19 protein-coding genes are annotated in these 21728 nt (G+C 61.4%); 14 read left to right on the top strand and 5 right to left on the bottom strand.

The genetic code is table 11. The features are described 5' to 3' along the window. Positions 1 to 55 precede the first annotated feature (55 nt). Entirely contained in the window at positions 56 to 2803 is a 2748-nt protein-coding gene (gene polA / locus LMH93_RS00710; protein WP_070095341.1) for a DNA polymerase I, read from the top strand. A gap of 545 nt (positions 2804 to 3348) precedes the next feature. On the opposite strand, the gene yihA is transcribed toward polA, so the two are convergent. Beyond that, complete coding sequence (gene yihA / locus LMH93_RS00715) at positions 3349 to 3981, bottom strand: ribosome biogenesis GTP-binding protein YihA/YsxC (RefSeq protein ID WP_003252993.1); 633 nt, start codon at positions 3979 to 3981, stop codon at positions 3349 to 3351. A gap of 201 nt (positions 3982 to 4182) precedes the next feature. Here yihA and LMH93_RS00720 point away from each other — a divergent pair, with 201 nt between their 5' ends. The 7 genes from LMH93_RS00720 (at position 4183) to LMH93_RS00750 (ending at position 11414) form a co-directional block, all read left to right on the top strand. Further along, complete coding sequence (locus LMH93_RS00720; protein ID WP_003252992.1) at positions 4183 to 4485, top strand: c-type cytochrome; 303 nt, start codon at positions 4183 to 4185, stop codon at positions 4483 to 4485. 31 nt (positions 4486 to 4516) lie between these two features. Continuing rightward, positions 4517 to 5134 carry a c-type cytochrome gene (locus LMH93_RS00725; protein WP_003252989.1) on the top strand — a complete coding sequence of 206 codons (618 nt, stop codon included), beginning with the start codon at positions 4517 to 4519 and terminating at the stop codon, positions 5132 to 5134. A 151-nt stretch (positions 5135 to 5285) separates the two neighbouring features. After that, the gene (gene dsbA / locus LMH93_RS00730; protein ID WP_003252987.1) at positions 5286 to 5918 is read left to right on the top strand and encodes a thiol:disulfide interchange protein DsbA; all 633 of its coding nucleotides are present in this window, start codon (positions 5286 to 5288) and stop codon (positions 5916 to 5918) included. Positions 5919 to 5930: 12 nt separating this feature from the next. Then, entirely contained in the window at positions 5931 to 6785 is an 855-nt protein-coding gene (locus LMH93_RS00735) for an endonuclease/exonuclease/phosphatase family protein (protein ID WP_003252985.1), read from the top strand. Between the two features lie 27 nt (positions 6786 to 6812). Further along, complete coding sequence (locus LMH93_RS00740; RefSeq protein ID WP_230064764.1) at positions 6813 to 8750, top strand: GGDEF domain-containing protein; 1938 nt, start codon at positions 6813 to 6815, stop codon at positions 8748 to 8750. Between the two features lie 77 nt (positions 8751 to 8827). Then, the gene (locus tag LMH93_RS00745; RefSeq protein WP_230064765.1) at positions 8828 to 9616 is read left to right on the top strand and encodes an N-acetylmuramoyl-L-alanine amidase; all 789 of its coding nucleotides are present in this window, start codon (positions 8828 to 8830) and stop codon (positions 9614 to 9616) included. A 199-nt stretch (positions 9617 to 9815) separates the two neighbouring features. Further along, entirely contained in the window at positions 9816 to 11414 is a 1599-nt protein-coding gene (locus LMH93_RS00750; protein WP_014861522.1) for an EAL domain-containing protein, read from the top strand. A 14-nt stretch (positions 11415 to 11428) separates the two neighbouring features. On the opposite strand, the gene LMH93_RS00755 is transcribed toward LMH93_RS00750, so the two are convergent. Both LMH93_RS00755 and algB read right to left on the bottom strand, forming a co-directional pair. After that, on the bottom strand, positions 11429 to 13210 hold the full coding sequence (locus tag LMH93_RS00755; RefSeq protein ID WP_003252975.1) for a KinB sensor domain-containing domain: 1782 nt from the start codon (positions 13208 to 13210) through the stop codon (positions 11429 to 11431). After that, positions 13207 to 14553, bottom strand: a complete 1347-nt coding sequence (gene algB / locus LMH93_RS00760) for a sigma-54-dependent response regulator transcription factor AlgB (protein WP_003252973.1) — start codon at positions 14551 to 14553, stop codon at positions 13207 to 13209. The genes LMH93_RS00755 and algB overlap by 4 nt, the downstream gene beginning before the upstream one ends. Before the next feature lie 210 nt (positions 14554 to 14763). Between algB and LMH93_RS00765 the strand changes: the two genes are divergently transcribed. The 6 genes from LMH93_RS00765 (at position 14764) to LMH93_RS00790 (ending at position 20175) form a co-directional block, all read left to right on the top strand. Continuing rightward, a complete protein-coding gene (locus LMH93_RS00765) occupies positions 14764 to 15585 on the top strand; it encodes a BON domain-containing protein (protein ID WP_070095338.1) in 822 nt (273 codons plus the stop codon). Between the two features lie 172 nt (positions 15586 to 15757). Beyond that, positions 15758 to 16048, top strand: a complete 291-nt coding sequence (locus tag LMH93_RS00770) for a hypothetical protein (RefSeq protein WP_003252968.1) — start codon at positions 15758 to 15760, stop codon at positions 16046 to 16048. Positions 16049 to 16091: 43 nt separating this feature from the next. Further along, positions 16092 to 16253, top strand: a complete 162-nt coding sequence (locus LMH93_RS00775) for a DUF1328 domain-containing protein (RefSeq protein ID WP_003252966.1) — start codon at positions 16092 to 16094, stop codon at positions 16251 to 16253. Between the two features lie 2 nt (positions 16254 to 16255). After that, positions 16256 to 16726 (top strand): inhibitor of vertebrate lysozyme family protein, encoded by a 471-nt coding sequence (locus tag LMH93_RS00780; protein WP_004575249.1) that lies wholly within the window; start codon positions 16256 to 16258, stop codon positions 16724 to 16726. Positions 16727 to 17469: 743 nt separating this feature from the next. Continuing rightward, positions 17470 to 18798 carry a glutamate/aspartate:proton symporter GltP gene (gltP, locus tag LMH93_RS00785; protein WP_011953158.1) on the top strand — a complete coding sequence of 443 codons (1329 nt, stop codon included), beginning with the start codon at positions 17470 to 17472 and terminating at the stop codon, positions 18796 to 18798. Positions 18799 to 18945: 147 nt separating this feature from the next. Further along, a complete protein-coding gene (locus tag LMH93_RS00790; RefSeq protein ID WP_003252955.1) occupies positions 18946 to 20175 on the top strand; it encodes a nucleoside recognition domain-containing protein in 1230 nt (409 codons plus the stop codon). Here LMH93_RS00790 and LMH93_RS00795 read toward each other — a convergent pair. Both LMH93_RS00795 and LMH93_RS00800 read right to left on the bottom strand, forming a co-directional pair. Further along, on the bottom strand, positions 20157 to 20792 hold the full coding sequence (locus tag LMH93_RS00795) for an ABC-type transport auxiliary lipoprotein family protein (protein WP_003252953.1): 636 nt from the start codon (positions 20790 to 20792) through the stop codon (positions 20157 to 20159). The two genes, LMH93_RS00790 and LMH93_RS00795, sit on opposite strands and share 19 nt — an antisense overlap. Next, positions 20789 to 21727, bottom strand: a complete 939-nt coding sequence (locus LMH93_RS00800; RefSeq protein WP_003252951.1) for an MlaD family protein — start codon at positions 21725 to 21727, stop codon at positions 20789 to 20791. Before LMH93_RS00800 ends, LMH93_RS00795 begins: the two co-directional genes overlap by 4 nt. Position 21728: the final 1 nt, after the last annotated feature.

Below are 21728 nucleotides of genomic sequence, written 5' to 3' on the forward strand. Positions count from 1 at the left end.
GTCAATGATTCTGGCTATTCTAGCGCCGGACCCGTCGAAAAGGTTGATTCTGCTCATGAGCCAAGCGCCCCTCGTCCTGGTGGACGGTTCCTCCTACCTTTATCGCGCCTTCCACGCGCTGCCACCGCTGACCACGTCCAAGGGCATGCCGACCGGTGCGGTGAAGGGTGTGCTGAACATGCTCAAGAGCCTGCGCAAGCAATATCCCGACAGCCTGTTCGCCGTGGTGTTCGACGCCAAGGGCGGCACTTTCCGCGATGCCATGTTCGCTGAGTACAAGGCCAACCGCCCCAGCATGCCGGATGACCTGCGGGTACAGATCGAGCCGCTGCACGCCAGCGTCAAGGCGCTGGGCTACCCGCTGCTGTGCGTGGAGGGTGTCGAGGCTGACGACGTGATCGGCACCTTGGCGCGCAGCAGCGCCGCCCTGGGTCGCCCGGTGATCATCTCGACCGGTGACAAGGACATGGCGCAGCTGGTGGACGGGCACATTACCTTGGTCAACACCATGACCGGAAGCGTGCTGGACGTGGCTGGCGTGCACGAGAAGTTCGGCGTCGGCCCGGAACACATCATCGACTTCCTGGCCCTGATGGGTGACAAGGTCGACAACATCCCGGGCGTGCCGGGCGTGGGCGAAAAAACGGCGGTGGGGCTGCTGACCGGCATCGGCGGCGGTCTCAGCGACCTTTACGCCAACCTGGACAAGGTACCAACGCTGGCCATTCGCGGCGCCAAGACCTTGCCGGCCAAGCTGGAGGAGCACCGCGACGCGGCATTCCTGTCCTACGAGCTGGCCACCATCAAGGTTGACGTGCCGCTGGATGTCGAGGTCGAGGCGCTGGTGTGCGGTGAACCTGACCGCGAGGCGTTGCTGGCGTTGTACACCGAGATGGAGTTCAAGAGCTGGGTCGCCGAAGTGCAGCGCGATGCCGCCAAGGCCGGTGATGATGTTGCCCCGGCCGTGGAGCCTGCGGCCAAGGTCGAGCCCAAATACGAAACCATCCTCGACCAGGCCCGTTTCGACGCCTGGCTGGAGAAGCTGCGCCAGGCACCGCTGTTCGCCTTCGACACCGAGACCACCGGCCTGGACGCCCAGCAGGCGCAGTTGGTCGGCCTGTCCTTCGCTGTCGAGCCGCACGAAGCGGCCTATGTGCCGCTGGCCCACGATTATGAAGGCGCGCCGGTCCAGCTGGATCGCGAGGCCGTGCTGTTGGCGCTGAAGCCCTTGCTGGAGGACCCGGCCAAGGCCAAGGTCGGGCAGAACGCCAAGTACGACATCAACATCCTCGCCAATGGCTCCCCCGCCATCGAGATGCGCGGCGTGGCCTATGACACCATGCTCGAGTCGTACGTGCTGAACTCCACGGCCACCCGTCATGACATGGACAGCCTGGCGCAGAAGTACCTCGACCACACCACGATCGCCTTCGAGGACATCGCCGGCAAGGGTGCCAAGCAGCTTACCTTCAACCAGATCACCCTGGACAAGGCCGGCCCGTACGCCGCCGAAGACGCCGACATCACGCTGCGCCTGCACCATGCATTGCAGGCCCGCCTGGCACAGACGCCGAGCGTGCAACCGGTGCTGACGGATATCGAGATGCCGCTGGTGCCGGTGCTGGCCAGGATCGAGCGCCAGGGTGCGCTGGTCGATGCCGAGCTGTTGAAGGTACAGAGCGGTGAGCTGGGCGTGAAGATGGCTGAGCTGGAGCTGCGTGCCTACGAGCTCGCCGGTGAGACGTTCAACCTCGGCTCGCCCAAGCAGCTGGGCACGATTCTTTACGACAAGCTGGGCATGCCGGTGCTGAGCAAGACCGCCAAGGGCCAGCCATCCACCGCCGAAGCAGTGCTCGACGAACTGGCCGAACAAGGCTACCCGCTGCCAGAGGTGCTGATGCAGTACCGCAGCCTGAGTAAGCTCAAGAGCACCTACACCGACAAGTTACCGGGGCAGATCAACCCGCGCACCGGGCGCATCCACACGTCCTACCAGCAGGCGGTGGCGGCCACCGGCCGGTTGTCGTCGAGCGACCCGAACCTGCAGAACATTCCGATCCGCACCGCTGAAGGGCGGCGTATTCGCCAGGCGTTCATCGCCAGTCCGGGCTACAAGCTTCTGGCGGCGGACTATTCACAGATCGAGCTGCGCATCATGGCCCACCTGGCCAAGGACGAAGGCTTGCTGCATGCCTTCCGCAATGACCTGGACGTGCACCGCGCCACGGCAGCCGAAGTGTTCGGTGTGGCTCTGGAAGACGTGACCACCGACCAGCGCCGCAGCGCCAAGGCCATCAACTTCGGCCTGATCTACGGCATGAGCGCCTTTGGCCTGGCCAAGCAGATCGGCGTCGACCGCAAGCAGTCACAGGACTACATCGATCGCTATTTTGCCCGCTACCCAGGCGTGCTGGCCTATATGGAGCGCACCCGCGCCCAGGCGGCCGAGCAAGGCTTTGTCGAAACCCTGTTTGGCCGCCGGCTGTACTTGCCAGACATCAATGCCAAGAACCCTGCCCTGCGCAAGGGCGCCGAGCGCACGGCGATCAACGCCCCGATGCAGGGTACTGCGGCCGACATCATCAAGCGGGCCATGGTCAAGGTAGATAACTGGTTGAGCGAGAGCGGGCTGGATGCCCGGGTGATCCTTCAGGTGCACGACGAACTGGTGCTTGAGGTACGCGAGGACCTGGTGGAGCAGGTGAAGGATGAAATTCGCCAGCACATGAGCCAGGCCGCGCAGCTGGATGTGCCGCTGCTTGTCGAAGCAGGCGTTGGTGCGAATTGGGACGAAGCTCACTGATTGAGCAGGTAAAACTGTGTAGGATCTGCGGCGTAGTGACGCGGATCCGAGCACCGCTCAGTGCTGTGGGTGCTTAAGTTTCATGAAACTATCGCAAATAGTTTTGTGGGCTTCGGAACTAAACCGGTGAAGCGGAACTCAGAGTAACTGAATGGCTGGTGAAGCCCTTCGATGCTCCTATGTTGTGTTAAGTGTTGGCAGATATCTGGACCCCGCCCTAGCGGTCCGGACTTGGACCCCGAACTTCCCCCTCCCCATACGAAGTCCGGGGTTTTTTTTGCCCGGAATTTGCCGGATGGCTTGTACTGAGCCTCCGTAGGCGCGGGTTTACCCGCGAATGCGATGTCGAATTCACCGCTGCATTCGCGGGTAAACCCGCGCCTACAAGGGCCTGCGCCCAATCACCAAAGCGTGTCCAACCCCGATCAGGTGTAGGAGCGGGTTTACCCGCGAATACAGTAGTGGCGGCAACGGTGAACGGCGGGTGGAGAGCAGGCCCGGCCCTTTTGCGGGCAAACCCGCTCCTACGGGTCAGGCGCAAAGCATTAAATGACCGGCTTGTCTTCCAGTTCCATCCAGTCTGCCAGCACTCGGTAGGCGTCTTCCACGCCCAGGCGCTTGGGTGCCGAGAACAGCTGGATGGTCACGCCATCCCCCCAGCCCTTGCGGATTTCCGACTGTACTTTCAGCAGTGTGTTCTTGCCCGCGCCGTGGGTCAGCTTGTCGGCCTTGGTCAGCAGGATGTGCATCGGCATGCTGCTGGCCTTGGCCCAGTCGAGCATCATCTTGTCGAAGTCGGTCATCGGGTGACGCACGTCCATCATCAGGATCACGCCACGCAGGCACTCACGGCTGCCCAGGTAGGCTTCCAGGTGTTTCTGCCAGTGCTGCTTGAGCGGAATCGGGACTTTTGCATAACCATAGCCCGGCAGGTCGACCAAACGCCGTTCATCGTCCAGACTGAAGAAATTCAACAGCTGGGTGCGTCCGGGAGTTTTCGAGGTACGCGCCAGGCTGGCATGAGTCAGGGTATTGAGGGCGCTGGATTTGCCGGCGTTGGAACGGCCGGCAAAAGCCACCTCGTAGCCCTGGTCGTCCGGGCATTGTTCGACCTTGGCTGCGCTGAGGGCGAATTTGGCTTTCTGGCAGAGGCCGAGGATGGGGTTCTTGACTTGCATGGGATATCCGATGTGGGTGTTGCCTGACTTTGTAGAGCCAAGCCTGGCAAGCGGTGTCGTTTCCGTTTGGATGGCGGAAGTATATAATGCCCCAGTTTTTGTGTGCTCATTCTCCCAGCGAAGGAGAACGGGCATGGGGTGTCGAACAATAGCTCGCGCAACAGAACGCAGCGCGGCCCCCAACCCTGAAGGTCGTTCCGCATGGCGAAATGGCTGCTTGCTGTCGGTATGTTCCTGCCGTTTTTCAGCGCACAGGCTACACAGGATCCCGAGGTGTTGTACAACCGCACGTGTGCGGCCTGCCACACCGGGCAGTTGCCACAGGCACCCAGACGGGGTGACCGGGCAGCATGGGAGCCAAGGCTGGCGCAAGGCATGGATGTACTGGTGAAGCACGTGACCCAGGGTTTCAAGGCTATGCCGCCGCGTGGATTGTGCATGGACTGCAGTGCCGAGGACTACCGTTTGGTCATCCTTTGGATGAGCGGCAGTCCCGATACATAACATTTCACCCTTAGCCGTGTTGGATTAGCTGATGAACAAACTAGTCGTGAGTCTGCTGTTGACCCTGGGTGTCGCTGGTGCGGCCACTGCTGCGCAACCTATCAAAGGCGATGCCGCCGCTGGCCAGGCCAAGACCGCCGTCTGTGGCGCCTGCCACAATCCTGACGGCAACAGCCTGGCACCGAACTTCCCGAAACTGGCCGGCCAAGGCCAGCGCTATCTCGAAAAACAACTGCACGATATCAAGTCGGGCAAGCGTACCGTGCTGGAAATGACCGGCATGCTGGCCGCATTCAGCGACCAGGATCTGGCCGATATCGCCGCCTACTTCTCCAGCCAGAAAGGCAGCGTGGGTGCCGCCGATCCCAAACTGGTCGAGCGCGGCCGTGCGCTGTTCAATGGTGGCGACCTGGAAAAGGGCATGCCGGCCTGCACTGGCTGCCACTCGCCTAACGGCGCGGGCATCGCCCTGGCCGGCTTCCCGCACCTGGGCGGGCAGCACTCGCAGTACGTGGCCAAGCAGCTCACTGATTTCCGCGAAGGCAACCGCACCAACGATGGCGATGCCATGACCATGCGCACCATCGCTGGCAAGCTGAGCAACCATGACATCGAAGCGTTGGCCAGCTACATCCAGGGCCTGCATTAACTTTCGGTTAATGTTGTAGGTCAATGATGAAAGGGCGGCCGGGCTGCCCTTTTTTCAGTCCGCAGCCGTTACACTACAGAACTCGAGCCCTTCCCGGCCTGTCTCAGTGCAGGTCGCGTCGTGGCGACCCATGACTGCTCAGGAGTAAAGCATGCGTAAACTGATTCTCAGCGCTGCGCTGGTCGCCGCCAGCGTATTCGGTATGACTGCCGTTCAGGCCGCCGAGCCTGTCGCCGGCAAGGAATACATCGAGCTGAGCAACCCTGTTCCGGTTTCCGTGCCTGGCAAGATCGAAGTCGTCGAGCTGTTCTGGTACGGCTGCCCACATTGCTACCACTTCGAGCCGACCATCAACCCTTGGGCTGAGAAGCTGCCCAAGGACGTCAACTTCAAGCGCGTACCGGCCATGTTCGGTGGCCCGTGGGATGCACACGGCCAGATGTTCCTGACCCTCGAAGCCATGGGCGTCGAGCACAAGGTGCACGCGGCGGTGTTCGATGCCATTCAGAACCAGCACAAGCGCCTGACCGACAAGAACGACATGGCCGACTTCCTCGCCACTCAAGGTGTGGACAAGGACAAGTTCCTCGCCACCTTCGACTCGTTCGCCATCAAGGGCCAGGTCAAACAGGCCAAGGAATTGGCGAAGAAGTATGAAATCACCGGCGTACCGAGCATGGTCGTCAACGGCAAGTACCGCTTCGACCTGGGGACTGCCGGCGGACCGGAAGGCGTGCTGAATGTCGCCGACCAGCTGATCGACAAGGAGCGCGCTGCCAAGTAGGCGGCGTCACCCATGCCCCGCTTCAGAGCTACGCGTGGCATTGGCCTGCACGAGCCGCAGGTCAACGAGCATCACCTGCAGGCCCCGGGCCTGCCCGAGGATGGTCGTCTGCGGCTGCTCAGTTTCAACATCCAGGTGGGCATAAGCACCGAGCGCTACCGCCATTACCTGACGCGTAGCTGGCAGCACCTGCTGCCGCATAACGGCCGTGCCGGTAACCTGCAGAAGATCGGCAGGTTGCTGGGCGACTTCGACCTGGTGGCCCTGCAGGAAGCCGATGGCGGCAGCCTGCGCTCGGGCTACGTCAACCAGGTCGAACACCTGGCCCACTTGGGGGCCTTCCCCTATTGGTACCAGCAGCTCAACCGCAACCTTGGGCGTTTTGCCCAGCACAGCAACGGTGTGCTCAGCCGCCTGAAGCCGCAACTGCTCGAAGACCATCCGTTGCCTGGCCCGGCCGGGCGAGGTGCGATTCTGGTGCGGTTTGGCGAAGGCGAAGATGCGCTGATAGTGGTGATGATGCACCTGGCATTGGGGGCCAAGACCCGCGCCCTGCAGCTGGGTTATATCCGCGAGCTAATAGGCGGTTACCGTCACCAGGTGCTGATGGGTGACATGAACACCCATGCCACCGACCTGCTGGAGCATTCGCCACTGCGCGACCTGGGCCTGGTCGCCCCGCAAGTCGAGGCCACCTTCCCCAGTTGGCGACCGCAGCGTTGCCTTGATCATATTTTGCTCAGTTCAAGCCTCACGCTGGAGCGTGTCGAGGTGCTGGCGCAGCCAATTTCGGACCACCTTCCCGTTGCTGTCGAGATTCGATTGCCTGATGCATTGACTGTGGATACGCTGCCGGTTTTGAGCTAATTGCCATCACCGTTTGCGGACCCGGGCATGACTGAAGACGCTGAGCGCTGGAAAGAAAAATACCTTAAAAGCATCGAGCAGCAAGAAAAGCTCGAACGCCGTTGGGATGCCCGTCTTGACCTGCTGCGTCGAGGCCTGGTGCGCAGCACCCTGGCTGCTGAAGGCAGTGACAAGGTGGTAGACGAGTGCATGAAGGAAATGCGCGATGTCATTCGCAGCGACAACATGGACGCCGGCCTCGCCGGCTTGATTCCGCGCCTTGAGAAAGCGGTACTGGATTCCGAACAGCGTCGCGAAACCCGCATGAACCAAGTCAGCGATGCGCTGACCGCACTGGTTGGCCAACTGCAAGGCCTGCCCCTGCCCAGTGATATCTCGCGGCCATTGAAAAAACTGGCGAAGAAGCTCGACGGCGGGGTTGCCCAGTCACGCGAGCTGCCGCCGCTGTTGGGCGAGTTGAGCGGCTTGCAGGGGCGCGCGCTGTCGGCCCTTGGTAAGCCGGGTGAAGAAGCCCGACCCGGGTTTCTGCAGCGGTTGTTCGGAAGCCGCGAGGAAGATGCACAGGCAGGAGCAGAGCTTGCGCCGGTGGCGTTGCCTGCTGCCGAGGTTGTGCCCCAGGCAGCCGGCAGTGCCGAGCCCTCGCGGCCCGATGACGTCGATGCGCTACAACCGTTGCCGGCCCCTGCTGCTCCGACTGCCGAGGTGGCCGAAGCGCCCGAGCTTGAGCTGGAGGCATTTGGCCCGGCGCTGATCGAAACGGCCGAAATGGCGCCAGCCCCGTTGCCAAGGGACAAGGCGCCATTGCCGGAAGCTGCAGTTTCCGTGAGCGAGCCATTGGCTGAGGCAGAACCCTTACAAGCCCTTGAAGAAACCTTTGGTGAAGACGGCCCCTATGCCCTGCCCTACGCAGTGGAGCCGCCTTACAGCCAGGTTGCCGCGCACATCGAGCAGACCCTGATCGGTCTGCTCGATGACCTTAGCCTGCCCGAGCGCCACAAGGCTCAGGCGTTGGAAATGCGCGAGCGGGTTGCGCGCGGCTTGAACTGGTATGAGCTGATCCCAGTGCTGGATGACTTGGCAGTCCTCATGCTGGCGATCACCGACAGCGGCCAGCACGAATTCGAAACCTACCTGCAGCAGCTCAATGAACGCCTGGAAGGTTTCCAGAGCCACCTGCACGAGGCCAGTGCCGGTCACGCGGACAACAGCACCGCTGCCCGCGAGCTGGATAGCCAACTGCGTGAGCACGTCGACGGCCTGCAAAGCAGCGTGCAAGGTGCCGCCGATGTAGACAGCCTCAAGCACATTCTGGAAAACCGCCTGGAAGGCTTGCTGCTGACCATGGACGAGCACAAGCACGAGCGTGATCGCCGCGAGCAGGAACTGGCCGGTCGCCTGCAGGGCTTGTCGGAGCGGGTGGCGAGCATGGAGCATGAGGCGCTTGGCTATCGCGAGCACCTGGAAGAACAGCGCCAGAAAGCGCTGCTGGACCCGCTCACCGGCCTGCCCAACCGTGCGGCCTGGAGCGAGCAAGTCGAACGCGAAATGCTTGACTGGCAGGAAAACGGCGGTCATCTGGCGATGGCGATTCTTGACCTGGACCATTTCAAACGCATCAACGACAACTATGGTCATCTGGCTGGGGACAAGGTCCTCAAGATCGTGGCCGACCAGTTGCGCAAGCGTCTGCGGGGCCGGGATTTCATCGCCCGTTTTGGCGGCGAGGAATTCGTCTTGCTGTTGCCGCAGACTACGCCCGCAGTCGCTGCGCAAATGGCCGAGGTGTTGCGCGCCACAGTCGAAGCCTGCCCATTCCACTTCAAGGGTGAGCGGGTAGTGATCACCACCTCCATCGGCCTGGGTGCATTCCGTTCTGGCGAACGCAGCGACCAGGTGCTCAAACGAGCCGATGCAGCGCTGTACCGGGCAAAGGAGCAGGGGCGTAATCGCGTCGAGCAAGGCTAGCCAGCCGCCGTTTCCTCGGCAGGCACAGCGCAGGTGAGCACGTTATACTGTAGCGCTCATACGCTGAGGCCACTGACGTGCTTTCCACGCTTAAAAAAACCCTGATTTCCTTTTTGCTGTTGTCTGTCGCCGGTTGCTCGACGGGCCTGCGCATCGACCGCAGTCACCCTTCGGCCAACCAGGACAACCGCATCCAGTTCGTTGTCCTGCATTACACCAATGCTTCGCTGGAGCGCTCCCTGGCGCTGCTTACCCAGGGAGAAGTCAGCAGCCATTACCTGATCGGCGATGGCCCGGCTACGGTGTATCAACTGGTGGATGAAAACCGTCGTGCCTGGCATGCCGGTGATAGCCAGTGGCAGGGGCGCACCTGGCTGAACTCCTCGTCCATTGGTATCGAGATCGTCAACCCGGGCTTTACCGACACCCCGACCGGCCGGGTCTGGCACCCTTACAGCGAGGCGCAGATCCAGTCGCTGATCGCGCTGCTCAAGGACATTGTCAAACGCAACAACATCGAACCACGCCATATCATCGGCCACAGTGACATCGCCCCGCTGCGCAAGCTGGACCCGGGGCCATTGTTCCCGTGGAAGCGTCTGGCCGATGCCGGGCTGGGTATCTGGCCGGATGCTAACGCCGTGGCACGGCAGCAAGCCTACTTCAGCGTCAACCCGCCAAGCGTTGGCTGGTACCAGCAGGAGCTGGCACGGTTTGGCTATCAGATCGAGCAGACCGGCGTGCTGGATGTCGCCACACGTCATGTGATTGCCGCCTTCCAGATGCGCTTCCGCCCGCAGCGCTTTGACGGCATGCCGGATGCGCAGACAGCAGCGATGCTGCAGGTACTTAACCGCATGCGTTGAGTCGTGGCGGGCGAGGTACTTGTTGCAGCAGCCTTGCGCTATGAAGAGGCGGGTTTGGTCGACGTGGTTTATTAACGTTCTCATCGCAGCCACAAGGCTGCCTCTACAGAGAGCGTGGGTGGATTGCAGCGAAGCGCCAAACGGTGAGGGTGATTATTGATTCCGTTGCTATACCTTGGTTATCAACTGGATGCCTTCGATGTCAGCCTTCATTGCCTTGCTGCGCCAAATTTTTTACCGCCCCTGGATGCTGGCCACTTTGGCAGCGCTGGCCAGCGCCGCGGTGTTGCTCTCTGCCAGCATTGGCATTGCCCTGCAACAAATGAAGCAAAGCGAAAGCGAACAGATGAATGCCCAGGGCGAGCGTTTTCTGGACCGGCTCGAACAGGTGTTCGGCCAGTTGCGCGAGGGGGTCGACCTGCTGCAGGCCCAACCCTTGCGCGGCTGCAGCCCGGCGATGCTGGCAGCTCTGCAACAGGTTGGCCTGAGCTCGCGGTTCATCTATGAAGCGGCTTATGTAGATGGCAATGTTGCCTGCTCCAACCGCGGTGATGAGCGAGCGTTCGTTCCCTTGCGGGCGCCAGATATCCAGGGGCCGACGTACAGCTACTGGCTTAACACAACCACCGAGCCGAACGAGAACCTGGCAGCACTGATGCTGGGCCGGGGCAAGTTTCTGGTGTCCACCTCCCGTGGGCATTTGACCGATGTGGTGGACCTGCCCCCGGGCGGCAGCCTGGTCGTGGTGCTGGATAACGGCGCCCGGGCCATTCCGGTGCTTGGCCCGCCACAGGTATGGCCTCCGCCCTCGGCCTGGTCGACCAGCCACAAGTCGCTGCTGGAACTCAGTGATCGGCTGATCTACCGAATGCCGACCAAGTCGCCGGATTACCAGTTGGTGCTGATTGCCCCGAGGGCCAGTCTGCCGCTGAGGATGAACGGCATGCTCTGGTTGCTGTTCCCCGGCAGCGTGCTGGCGGCCTGCTGCATCGGTTGGTTGGTACTGCAGTTGATTCTGCAACGACGGTCGATGAGTTCAGAGTTGCAGAATGCCTTGCGTCGTGGAGAGCTGCAGGTGCTCTACCAACCCATCATCGAGCTCGACAGCCGGCGCTGTGTGGGCGCCGAGGCCTTGGTGCGCTGGCGCCGCCCGGACGGCACCCTGACCAGCCCGGACCTTTTCATTCCGCTGGCGGAGAATACCGGGCAGATTCGCCAGATCACCGACTTTGTCCTGCAGCGTGTGCTTGAACAGCTAGGTCAGCTACTGCGCTCGCACCCCAAGCTATACATATCGATAAACCTGGCGGCCTGCGATGTGATGGTGCCACGTATTGGCCGGGTGGCGGCGCGTTTGTTGGCTTTGCATCGAGTGGCGCCCAGCCAGATTGCCTTCGAGGTGACCGAGCGCGGCCTGATCGACGTGGTGGTCGCCCGTGACAATCTGCAGGCGCTACGCGCCGTGGGGCACCAGGTGCTGATCGACGACTTTGGTACCGGTTATTGCAGCCTGGCCTACCTGCAAACCCTGCCAGTGGACTGCCTGAAGATCGACAAGGCATTCATCGACGCTCTGGGCCACGATGCCGCCAGTAGCGGCGTGGCCCCGCATATCATCCGCATGGCCCATGACTTGCACTTGCGGGTAATTGCCGAAGGTATCGAGTTCGAGGACCAGGCAGTGCTGCTGAACAGCGAGGGGGTCAATTATGGCCAGGGCTGGTTGTTCGCCCGCCCGCTGAACGCCCGGCAGTTTGCCGAGTTGGTGACTCGCGGGCACCTGCCGCGGCGGGTGTAGGCGCGTTTAAGCAATCAGACCGGCAACGCCATGTAGAACTGTGTCCCCTGCCCCGGCCGGGAAAACACGCCCATACGCCCTCCGTGCAGCTGCACAATCTCCTTGCACAGCGCGAGCCCCAGCCCAGCACCGCCTTTCTTGCGACCTACCTGCACGAAAGGCTCGAAGATGCGCGCTTGCTGCCCATAGGAAATGCCCTCTCCATTGTCCTCGACGCTGATGATCACCCGTTCCGCATGCCGTCGGGCATGCAGGCGAATGCGCCCGCCGTTGGCGGTATGGCGGATGGCGTTGTGCAGCAGGTTGTCCAGCACTCGATCCAACTGGGCGACGTCGGCCTGGATGCGCGGTAGCGGCGGGTCCAGTTCCTTGATCAACTCGATCTGCTTGTGCGCAGCGTGTTCGGCAAAGCGCAATTGCGCATGCTCCAGCAGGTCGTCGATGGCACAGGGGGCCAGCTCGAGCTTTTGCAAACCGCTCTGATAACGGGAGAAGTTGAGCAGGTCGTTGATCAGTTGGGTCAGACGCTGCATTTCTTCGCCGATGGTTTCCAGCAGGTCGTTCTCGCGGGCTTCGGGCGGGAACTTGACCCGCTCGCGCAGCAGGCCGAAGGCCATGTGCATGCCGGTCACCGGGGTGCGCAGTTCGTGGGAGGCGCGCAGCACGAATTCGCTGCGCACTCGCTCGAAGGCCCTTTGCTCGGTTACATCGTGCAGCACCATCACTGCGCCGAGGATTGGCCCCTGCGGGTGGCTGACCGGGGTCAGGCTGTAGGTGAGCAGACGTGATTCGTCATCGACCTCCATGTTCAGGTCGTCCGGTGGGCGGTCGAGGCTGCCCCCGCGCAGAACCTGGCGCAGTTGTTGCTCAAGCTCGGGTCGCTGCAGGGCTTCGACCAGGCTGCTGCCCACGCGGCTATCGTTCCAGCCCAGCTGGCGCTGCGCCACCGGGTTGAGGTGCTCGAGGCGGCCCTGGCGGTCGATGATCAGCAGGCCGTCGTCGATGCTGTCGAGTACGGCCTGTAAACGCTGCTGGCCGGCCAGCAGCTCGTCAACGTTGGTGGCCTGGTGCTTGCGCAAGGCATCGGCCATCAGACCAAAACGGCGGGTCAGCTGGTTAAGCTCGGCGGCCTGGGTAACCGGCAACGTAACGTCGAAATTGCCCTTGCCTAGCTGGTCGGCCGCCTTGGCCAAGGCTTCGATCGGCTGGCCGAAACGCCGGGCGATATTGTGAGCGGTGATAAACCCCAGTACCAACACCACCAACCCCATCAGGCCGAGTACACCACTGACCAGCAAGGCGCGGTCACGGGTGCGCTCCTCGCTATGGGTAATCAGGTCCAATGCCTGCTTGTGGGAATCGATCAGGTCGGTGCGCACCTGATTGAACGCGGCCCCAAGCGGCTGATCGGCACCCATGCTGCGAGCGGGTGTGGCGCTGTCGCGATAGGTCTGGAGGAAGGCCTGGTAGTTGCTGCTGGCCTTGCTGAAACCGGTGCGCTCACCGCCTTGCTCCAGCCCTTGGTTGAGCAAGTCCTGGAAGTTTTCCTGCAGCAGCCGCAGGCTTTCCGGGGCGGTGTCTTCATCGAGAATCAGCATCAGCTGTTCGCCCAGGTTCTGGCGCAACTTCAGCCCCACTTCCAGGACATGGGTGGTATCGCGCACCAGTTGCTGTTGCACTGTAGCCATCTGCAGCATGCTGACCAGACCCAGCAGCAGCCCCAGCAACGCCACCGTGACGAGCGTCGATATGCTGAGGAAAAGCCGCGTCCGCAGCTTCATGGGCGGCCATTTCATAGGTTGTACTGCTTGCGCTTGCGGTACAGGGTAGAAGCATCGATGCCCAAGGTCTTGGCGGCTTGATCAAGGGTATCGCTGGCGGCCAGTACGGCACCGATATGGGCACGCTCCAGCTCATCCAGGCTAAGCGCGGCACCTACGCGCGGGGCATTGCCGGCGGGTTGTTCACCCATGCCCAGGTGGCTGATTTCCACTCTTTCCTGCGGGCAGATGATGCTGGCCCGTTCCACTACGTTGCGCAGTTCGCGAATGTTGCCAGGCCAGCGGTAGTTGAGCAGGGCGGTGCGCGCCTCGTCACTGAAACCGCGGGCGGGGCGGGAGTATTCCTTGACGAAGCGGGCAAGGAAGCGGTCGGCCAGGATGAGGATGTCTTCACTGCGCTCGCGCAGCGGGGGCAGGTGCAGGGTAATCACGTTCAAGCGATACAGCAGGTCTTCGCGAAAGCGGCTTTCGCGCACCATCTCTTCAAGGTTGAGGTTGGTGGCAGCCAGGATACGTACATCGGCACGTCGGGTAACCGGGTCCCCGACGCGTTCATATTCCTTGTCCTGGATGAAACGCAGCAGTTTGGGCTGCAAGGTCAGCGGGAAATCGCCGATCTCGTCGAGGAACAATGTGCCCCCGTCAGCCTGGCTGACCCGCCCCAGGGTGCTTTCGCTGGCGCCGGTGAAGGCGCCGCGGGTGTGGCCGAATAGCTCGCTTTCCATCAGCTCGGCGTTAAGCGACGGGCAGTTGATGGTCACGCAGGCTTTGCGTGCACGCTTGCTCCAGCCATGGATGGCCCGTGCCAGTTCGCCCTTGCCGGTACCAGATTCGCCAAGGATGAGGATGTTGGCGTCCGTGATGGCGACTTGGCGGGCGGTTTCCAGCACCGCCATCATGGCCGGGCTATGGGAATCGAGGCCGTCCTTGGGTTTGCGTACTTCACCTTCCAGGGCTTCCAGGCGCGCAGAAAGCTGGCGCACCTCCAGTTGCTTGGCAGTGGCCAGGCGCAACTGGTCGGGGCTGCACGGCTTGACCAGGTAGTCGGCAGCGCCGGCCTGGATGGCATCCACTGCGGTGTCGATCGCTGAGTGCGCGGTGACGATCACCACCCGCATCCACGGGGCCTGGATACGCATCTGTGCCAGCACGTCGAGGCCGTTGTCTTCACCCAGGCGCAAATCGAGGAAGCATAGGTCGAACACCTGGCGCTGCAGTAGGGTTTCGGCCTGGGCGGCGCTGTTGGCCGTGGCCACGCTGTAGCCCTCGTCTTCCAGGCAGTAGCGGAACGTGCGCAGGATCGCGGACTCGTCATCCACCAGTAGAATGCGGCCTTGGTTGTCCTGGGCTGATTCCATTTCCTGTGCTCCTTAGGGAAAGATCTTTATTTAGTGTGGGAAAAATCGGGCAAGTTGCATGGTCAATTCTGAAGGATTCTGTCCTTTGCATGCTAGCCAGTGGCCGAACGATGTCTACAAGCCGTGATTCTTCAATGATTTGCTTAGAGACACGCGCTGGCACATTGGTTGCGATGTTTTTCAGATTTTGCCCACGAAGGAGGCACTGCCATGCCCTTTTCCCTGCGTACAGCCGTTTTGGCCGCCACCCTGCTACCCATGTTTACCCCGGCATTCGCCGACCCTGTGCAGGACGCGCGCCTGGAAGGCGCCCTGCAAACCGCTTTGTCACTGAACCGCATGCTTGATTCATTTCGTATCAAGGTTGAAGTGGACGGCAAGCAGGCGCGGCTTTCCGGTGAGGTGGAGAACGAGGTCGAGCGGCAGCTGGCCGAGGACGTGGCCCGCGCTACCCGGGGCATCGAACAGGTGGAGAACCTGCTGCAGGTCAATACCCAACTGGTGGAGCATCCACTGGAGTTGCGTGCCTACGCCCAGCGCCTGGAGGATGTGACCCTGGCGGCGGTGATCCGTGCTCGGCTGTTGTGGAGCCGTACCACCGAAAAGGCCCCTATAGAAGTACAAAGCAGTGAAGGTGTGGTGACGTTGCGTGGCAAGGTCGACAGTGCCGAAGCCAAGGAGTTGGCGGGCGTGGTAGCGCGTACCACCGACGGCGTGTACCTGGTCAACAACCTGGTCAGCCTCGATACCGCTGCCATGGCCAAAGCGCGGGAAACACCAGCGGGTGCGCCAACCGGGCCGCAGCCAAGCGACAGCTGGATCGTCGACAAGATCCAGAGCAGCTATCGCTTCAGTCGCAACCTCGATGGCCTGAACCTGAAGGTGGCCAGCGAAGCAGGCATGGTGCGGCTCTCGGGCGAAGTGGTTAGCGCGGAGCAGAAAACCATCGCCGTGGAGATCGCCCGGCAGATCATCGGCGTACGGGGCGTGGATGCTGACCTGCTGAAGGTGGCGACCAAGGTTGAAGGCTGATCGTGCAATTCGCACGACCGTACAGGCGCCATCGTGCAGGATACGTCCTCATGATGCATTCGTGTATTGGTTAACTCATTGATTTATAACGTTTTTATTTAAATCAAAAGGCTGGCATGCAGGCTGCAATTACCTGTTCAGGTTGAACAAAAATTACAGCAGGAGAGCCAGCATGAACCGCCAATCCGTCAACCGCTCGCAGAGCGCCGCACTGCCTTTGCGCCAGATGCTGACACTCGGCATGGCGATGCTGCTGACCTTGGCCGCTGGCCTCTTCTATTACAGCTTGCAGACGGCGCGTCTGGCTGAGCAGGTGGCAGCTCAGACTGCCCTGTTGACGCAGATTCAGGCAACCCGTGCCAACACCTTGGTCAAGGCCGCTGACTGGCAGCCAGCTGGCCAGGCCATTGCCTCACCGGCCACTGTGGAAAAAGTTGTTCCCCAGGAACGCTGGGTTTTCTGACCAAGCGGCCGGATCGATTCCGCAAAAAGAAAGGAGAACTACCATGCTGAGTTGGGCTATCACTTTCCTCATCATCGCCATTGTCGCCGCCGTATTGGGCTTCGGTGGTATCGCGGGCGCTGCTACAGGTATCGCCAAGATCCTGTTCATTGTCTTCCTGGTGTTGTTTGTAGCCTCCTTCTTCTTTGGACGCGGACGAGGTTGAAGATGAGCAGGAAGCTTCGTTCAGCCGTGGTCGCCGCCCTGTTGCTGGGCGGCAGCGCGGCGGCCATGGCGGCCAATGACGGCCAAGTTCGGGTCGACCAGCTGCTCGGCTCGGACCCGGAGTACCGGGAAACCTGGCAGGACACCCTCGAAGGCGAGGAACGCCTGCCCGATTGGGTGGTCAATCTGACCGGCAGTGCCCAGGAGCAGATGTCTGCCGTTACGGAAGACGGCGACAAATACCTGGTCGGCCCGCTGTGCGAAAAACAGGACAACTGTACCTACAAGCGGCTGATCGTGGCGTTCAGTTGGGACAAGGATGATGCCTACGGAATGCTCGTGGAGGTACCCGAAGGTTTGCCGAGCGACAAGTCGCCCACCCGTCATGCGCAGTACCGCTGGCTGGGCAAACCTGACGACGGCATGAAGGCAATGCTGCAGGAGCAGCTCAAACGTGACCCGAACTGGTACTGAGCATTATTGCCGGCACGGATGAAAGGTCACTCACTGTCACGTAATAGAAGCTGAAGCTTTCTATAGTTCAGCCTTCTATGATGCGCCGCCCCGAGGAGGGGTAGCACATGACCAAGGGGTCGGGCTGCTCTGATTGTTTCAGGATCGGAGTGGCCTAGGGGTACAGGGAGTGCCTCCAGTAATGGGCCGGGTCAGGAAAGGCGGAATCGGAAGTCTCAGGTCGGCGGCGTCACAGGGATGCCTTGCCAGACCTGACTTCCGAGGAGCCATGTAGGAAACGTCGCTTCCCTTGCGCGTTTTTTCCCCTGGGACACATTTTGTCTCGACCGTACATCAAATTTTTTTCGACCTTCTTGGTGCTGCTACAAGTGGCATTTACGCCATTCGGATTGTCGAACAGGCCATCTTTCATGTCCTGCCTGTCCCGCCAAATCTGCCGAAATATGGCGGTTTGGTCTTGTTCGGGATTCCGAATGTTATAAATCAAGCACTTGCGAAGCTGCCGGCTAGGTCGAAAACAGTATGCATAAACGGCATGGGTCATGCGTTTCAGGCATTAGCTTTCGCCCCTTGCCGTCGCAATAGTTGCCGCCTTTTTCGCTGGCCAGAGCGCCCGGTCGCTCGCCTGCGGTGTCCTTACATGACGTCGCCTGACGGAGCCCTTACTGCCCGTGACCTTGCCTATGGCGCTGTTACGCGTGTTTCCGCCAGGTGCCATGACCACTAAAACAAAGGGTAAAGACATGAAGAAGGCAAAACTGAGCCTCGCCTGGCAGATCGTCATCGGTCTGGTCCTGGGTGTTGCAATCGGCGCGCTACTGAATCATTTCAGTGCAGAAAAGGCATGGTGGATCAGCAACGTCCTTCAGCCCGCTGGTGACATCTTCATCCGCCTGATCAAGATGATCGTCGTCCCGATCGTGATTTCGTCGCTGATCGTGGGTATCGCCGGTGTTGGCGACGCGAAGAAACTGGGCAGCATCGGCCTGAAGACCATCATCTACTTCGAAGTGGTGACCACGATCGCCATCGTCGTAGGCCTGGTGCTGGCCAACCTGTTCCATCCAGGTGCCGGCATCGACATGAGCACCCTGGGCACGGTGGACATCTCCAAGTACCAAGCGACAGCGGCCGAAGTGCAGCATGAGCACGCGTTCATCGAAACCCTGCTCAACCTGATTCCGTCGAACATCTTCGCAGCGCTGATGCGTGGCGAAATGCTGCCGATCATCTTCTTCTCGGTGATGTTCGGCCTGGGTCTGTCGAGCCTGCAGGCAGAACTGCGTGACCCGTTGGTTCGTACCTTCCAGGCTGTTTCGGAAACCATGTTCAAGGTCACTCACATGATCATGAACTATGCCCCGATCGGCGTGTTCGCCCTGATTGCCGTGACCGTGGCCAACTTCGGTTTCAGCTCGCTGCTGCCGCTGGCCAAGCTGGTGCTGCTGGTGTACTTCGCCATCGCTTTCTTCGCCTTCATGGTACTGGGCCTGGTTGCCCGCCTGTTCGGCTTCTCGGTGATCAAGATCATGCGCATCATGAAAGATGAGCTGATCCTGGCCTACTCCACCTCCAGCTCGGAAACCGTGCTGCCGCGGGTGATCGAGAAGATGGAGAAGTACGGTGCGCCAAAGTCGATCTGCTCGTTCGTGGTACCGACCGGCTACTCGTTCAACCTCGACGGTTCGACCCTGTACCAGAGCATCGCGGCGATCTTCATTGCCCAGTTGTACGGTATCGACCTGTCGTGGAGCCAGCAGCTGCTGCTGGTACTGACCCTGATGGTCACTTCCAAAGGTATCGCGGGTGTGCCGGGCGTATCGTTCGTGGTACTGCTGGCCACCTTGGGCAGCGTGGGCATTCCGCTGGAAGGCCTGGCCTTCATCGCGGGCGTGGACCGCATCATGGACATGGCCCGAACTGCGCTGAACGTTGTGGGCAACGCCTTGGCTGCATTGGTCATTGCTCGCTGGGAAGGCATGTACGACGCGGTCAAGGGCGAGCAGTACTACGCCTCGCTGCTGGCCGAGAAGCAGGAAGCTGCAGTGGTTGGAGAAACCGCCAAGCGCTGAGCCTGATGGCTGTTTGACCAAGAGCCCCGACTTGTCGGGGCTTTTTGTTATCTGCGAGATCTTGAGCCGCGCCTACAAAGGCTCGCGATCGCCAGTCACAGGCTGCGATACGCTATTATTCGGGCACTTTTCAGGGGGAACATACGGATGCTCAACGGCCTTTGGCTCGGCTTTTTCCTGGTGGCGGCGGTGTCCGCCATGGCCCAATGGCTGGTGGGTGGCAACGCAGGCATCTTCGCGGCAATGGTCGAAAGCATCTTCGCCATGGCCAAGCTGTCGGTCGAGGTGATGGTGCTGCTGTTCGGCACACTGACCCTGTGGCTGGGCTTTCTCAAGATCGCCGAAAAGGCCGGCATCGTCGAATGGTTGGCCAGGGTGCTGGGCCCGTTGTTCGCCCGCCTGATGCCGGAGGTGCCGCCCGGCCATCCGGCCCTGGGCCTGATTACCATGAACTTCGCCGCCAACGGCCTGGGACTCGACAACGCCGCTACGCCGATTGGCCTGAAGGCCATGCGCGCGCTGCAGGAGCTGAACCCTGGCAGCACCACCGCGAGCAACGCGCAGATCCTGTTCCTGGTGCTCAACGCCTCGTCGCTGACCCTGCTGCCGGTAACCGTCTTCATGTACCGGGCGCAGCAAGGCGCACCAGACCCGACCATGGTGTTTCTGCCAATCCTGCTAGCGACCAGCGTCTCGACCCTGGTAGGTCTGCTGTCGGTGGCAGTGATGCAGCGTTTGCGTCTGTGGGACCCGGTGGTGCTTGCCTACTTCATCCCCGGCGCTTTGCTGCTGGGAGGCTTCATGGCTTTTCTTGGCACCCTGTCGGCCGCCGCGCTGGCCAGCCTGTCGTCGCTCATGGGCAACCTCACGCTGTTTGGCGTGATCATGCTGTTCCTGGTGGTGGGCGCCCTGAAACGGGTGAAGGTGTATGAAGCCTTTGTCGAAGGCGCCACGGAAGGCTTCGATGTGGCCAAGAGCCTGCTGCCCTACCTGGTGGCGATGCTGGTGGCGGTGGGTGTGCTGCGCGCCTCTGGTGCCCTGGAGCTGGCCCTGGACGGTATCCGCCATGCGGTGAACTGGATGGGCCTGGACACGCGCTTCGTCGAGGGCTTGCCCACCGCGCTGGTCAAGCCGTTCTCTGGCAGCGCAGCGCGGGCAATGCTGATCGAGACCATGCAGACGCAAGGCGTGGACAGTTTCCCTGCCTTGGTGGCGGCGACGATTCAGGGCAGCACCGAAACCACCTTCTACGTACTGGCCGTGTACTTTGGTGCCGTGGGCATCCAGCGCGTGCGCCATGCGGTCGGTTGCGCACTGCTGGCCGAGTTTTCAGGGGTGGTCGCGGCGATCTTCGTCTGCTACTGGTTCTTCGCCTGAACCTTCAGCTGTGCCTGGTTGGCCTGAGCAATGGTCCAGCTCACCACCTGCCCCACCAGCTGGTCGCTGGCCAGACCAAAGCCGGCGACTACCGCTGACACTTGCTTGTCGGCAAGCGGCTGGCGAATCTCGAAGCGCTTGCTGGCCTGGATGCGCTGGTCGCGCCCCTTAACCAGACGCGCATCGTAGCGGATCACCACCTCCACCGCCCCGCCCGGGCGGTACTCACTCTGAAACGCCTGCAGCTCGCCAGCCAGCTCGTAGTCGGCTTGCAGGTTACTGTCGTCAGCGCTCAGGCGCTGCACCTGGCCGTCACGCTGGAATCCATCAAGCAGGCGGTTGCGCAGCAGCACCGGAGCCGCATCGCTCCAGCGTGCGCCCTTGTAACTGCTTATCACATCGCCTTGGGGAATGACGGCAATGCGCGGCCCGGCCAACACTTCACTGGCCAGCGGCTTGTTCAGGCGCAATGACCACTCCAGCGGCGGCGCTGTGCGGCTGGGCTGGTTTACTGGCAGGCGATAAAGGTCCACAGGTTCGCTCTTCGGCAGGATCGAGCAGGCACTGACCAGACTCATCGAGGCCGTCAGGGTCAGCAGGCGCAGCGACAGATTCATGGCTGGAACTCCTTGTTGTTGTCGCGGCCAAGCAGGTAGCCGCTCGGGTCGGCCTCCAGTTGCCGGGAAATGCCTTTGAGCGCGTTAAGGGTTTCGCGCAGTTCACGAATGGCCGGGGCGAGCTGGTTCAGGCTCTGGGCGCCGTCACCGATAGCCTCGCTGTTGTTCTTGAGCAGGTTATTGATGGTTGCCGTGCTTTGGGCCAGTGACTGCATGGCCTGTTCGGCGCTACCGATCGCCTGTTTGCCTTCGCTACCCAGCAGGCCGTTGGCATTGCGCATCAGCGCCTGGGTTTCGGCCAGGGTGGCGCTGGCCTGATTACCCACCTTTACCAGCTGTTCGATGGCCTCGGCGATGCTGCCGTGCTGGCCGGCAAAGGCGCCGGTGGTCTTGTCGAGGTTGGCCAGCGTGTTGCTGAGGTGGCCTATGTTGTCCTCAGAGAACATCTGGTTGGCGTTATGGAGCAGCATGTTGATGTTGGTCACCAGGTCGCTGCTGTCGTTGAGCAGGCGCGAGATTGGCGATGGCGAAGCGATGATCACCGGCAGCTTGCCATCCTTGCCTTTAAGCTCGGGGCTTTGCGGCGTGCCGCCACTGAGCTGGATGAATGAGTTGCCGGTGACGCCGGCCAGGGTCAGCTTGGCCTGGGTGTCTTCCTTCACCGGGGTATCGGCGCTCAGGCGCACCCGTGCCAATACCCGGCGCGGGTCTTTCGGGTCCAGACGCAGGGTCGACACGTCGCCCACCTTGATGCCGTTGTACTGCACCGTGCTGCCTCGGGAAAGGCCAGACACGGCTTCGTTGAACACTACTTCGTAATCCTTGAAGGCGTCGTCGACACTGGACTTGGCCAGCCACAGGCCGAACAGCATGGCCCCGGCCACCACCAGAACGGTGACCAGGCCAATGAGGACGTGATGGGCTCGGGTTTCCATT

It is taken from the genome of Pseudomonas sp. CIP-10 (genome assembly GCF_020911845.1).
GTDB classification, from domain to species: Bacteria; Pseudomonadota; Gammaproteobacteria; order Pseudomonadales; family Pseudomonadaceae; genus Aquipseudomonas; species Aquipseudomonas alloputida.

Bases quoted from the DNA above. Each gene is read 5' to 3' on its own strand.
- dsbA (WP_003252987.1), top strand. From the start codon at position 5,286: ATGCGTAAACTGATTCTCAGCGCTGCGCTGGTCGCCGCCAGCGTATTC.
- polA (WP_070095341.1), top strand. From the start codon at position 56: ATGAGCCAAGCGCCCCTCGTCCTGGTGGACGGTTCCTCCTACCTTTAT.
- LMH93_RS00770 (WP_003252968.1), top strand. From the start codon at position 15,758: ATGAACCGCCAATCCGTCAACCGCTCGCAGAGCGCCGCACTGCCTTTG.
- gltP (WP_011953158.1), top strand. From the start codon at position 17,470: ATGAAGAAGGCAAAACTGAGCCTCGCCTGGCAGATCGTCATCGGTCTG.
- LMH93_RS00775 (WP_003252966.1), top strand. From the start codon at position 16,092: ATGCTGAGTTGGGCTATCACTTTCCTCATCATCGCCATTGTCGCCGCC.
- LMH93_RS00735 (WP_003252985.1), top strand. From the start codon at position 5,931: ATGCCCCGCTTCAGAGCTACGCGTGGCATTGGCCTGCACGAGCCGCAG.
- yihA (WP_003252993.1), bottom strand. From the start codon at position 3,981: ATGCAAGTCAAGAACCCCATCCTCGGCCTCTGCCAGAAAGCCAAATTC.
- LMH93_RS00790 (WP_003252955.1), top strand. From the start codon at position 18,946: ATGCTCAACGGCCTTTGGCTCGGCTTTTTCCTGGTGGCGGCGGTGTCC.
- LMH93_RS00740 (WP_230064764.1), top strand. From the start codon at position 6,813: ATGACTGAAGACGCTGAGCGCTGGAAAGAAAAATACCTTAAAAGCATC.
- algB (WP_003252973.1), bottom strand. From the start codon at position 14,553: ATGGAATCAGCCCAGGACAACCAAGGCCGCATTCTACTGGTGGATGAC.
- LMH93_RS00725 (WP_003252989.1), top strand. From the start codon at position 4,517: ATGAACAAACTAGTCGTGAGTCTGCTGTTGACCCTGGGTGTCGCTGGT.
- LMH93_RS00755 (WP_003252975.1), bottom strand. From the start codon at position 13,210: ATGAAATGGCCGCCCATGAAGCTGCGGACGCGGCTTTTCCTCAGCATA.
- LMH93_RS00720 (WP_003252992.1), top strand. From the start codon at position 4,183: ATGGCGAAATGGCTGCTTGCTGTCGGTATGTTCCTGCCGTTTTTCAGC.
- LMH93_RS00750 (WP_014861522.1), top strand. From the start codon at position 9,816: ATGTCAGCCTTCATTGCCTTGCTGCGCCAAATTTTTTACCGCCCCTGG.
- LMH93_RS00800 (WP_003252951.1), bottom strand. From the start codon at position 21,727: ATGGAAACCCGAGCCCATCACGTCCTCATTGGCCTGGTCACCGTTCTG.
- LMH93_RS00780 (WP_004575249.1), top strand. From the start codon at position 16,256: ATGAGCAGGAAGCTTCGTTCAGCCGTGGTCGCCGCCCTGTTGCTGGGC.
- LMH93_RS00765 (WP_070095338.1), top strand. From the start codon at position 14,764: ATGCCCTTTTCCCTGCGTACAGCCGTTTTGGCCGCCACCCTGCTACCC.
- LMH93_RS00795 (WP_003252953.1), bottom strand. From the start codon at position 20,792: ATGAATCTGTCGCTGCGCCTGCTGACCCTGACGGCCTCGATGAGTCTG.